1 protein-coding gene is annotated in these 877 nt (G+C 51.1%); it reads right to left on the bottom strand.

The window, feature by feature from the left end:
• The coding region (locus HW443_RS12050) for a proton-conducting transporter transmembrane domain-containing protein (RefSeq protein WP_176238310.1) at nt 1-877 on the bottom strand (877 nt) is incomplete at both ends.

Genomic DNA, 877 nt, shown 5'->3' on the forward strand with positions numbered 1-877 from the left:
CAGAGACATCCTGACCCTCCTGCTTTGCAAGCTGAGAACGTTCCCTCCCACCATGGAAAGAACAGAGAAAAAGCCCACCAACCAGAATGAGTAGTCCGTTGCCGCAAAAAAAAGCTCCTGGGCCAGTTTCAGAAGAATCAGCACAAAGAGGGGCGGATTCACTGCTATGAGGAGGATAAAGACAACGGAGCTGGCTCTGGGGACAAGCTCCAACAGCGCTCCCTGCAAGGGAAAGGCTCCTATTTTGATAAAGAGTCCCAGCATCACCAGAAAGGCGGCAGCCAGAAGGGCCGGTCTACCCAACCCCTCGGAGATAGCTATCTCGTTAAAAGTGGCCTGGTTGGTGAGCCCAAAGAGAAAGGAAAAGCCAAAAGCAATAAGGAGAGAGGAGAAAATACCCAGAAGCAAGAATCTCGTGGAAGCCTCACCAAGGCTCTTCTGTCCTCCCCTGGCTAAAAGATATCCGGGCCCGGCGATCAGTTCCAGGGCGAGAAAAAGAGAGACAAGATGGGAACTGGTGAAAAGAACGAAGACGCCCACCATCAGAAGGGTAAGGAGAATCAGACGATACCCAAAGTCCTCCTCCCTTCTCCGGGCAGTAATAACCAGGACCAGAATTAAACTTATTCCCAGAAACACCCCCACAGAACGGAGGATGACTGTAGGTGGATCGATGGTAAGTAGACCGTTCAGGGTACTTCCATAGTTGTCATAAGAAAATCCCAGGTGGACAGCCACACCCGCCAGAGCCGCTACGGGGAGAAAGGAAATCCGTCTCCGGCCCGGAAACATCAGGACCAGAATTACAGTCAAAAGAAATCCCAGAGTAAGAAGAGCCTCCGGCAGAAAAAGCTTATAATCTACCAACAAGCAAACC

This window comes from Candidatus Hakubella thermalkaliphila (assembly GCF_013281975.1).
Lineage (GTDB): Bacteria > Actinomycetota > Humimicrobiia > Hakubellales > Hakubellaceae > Hakubella > Hakubella thermalkaliphila.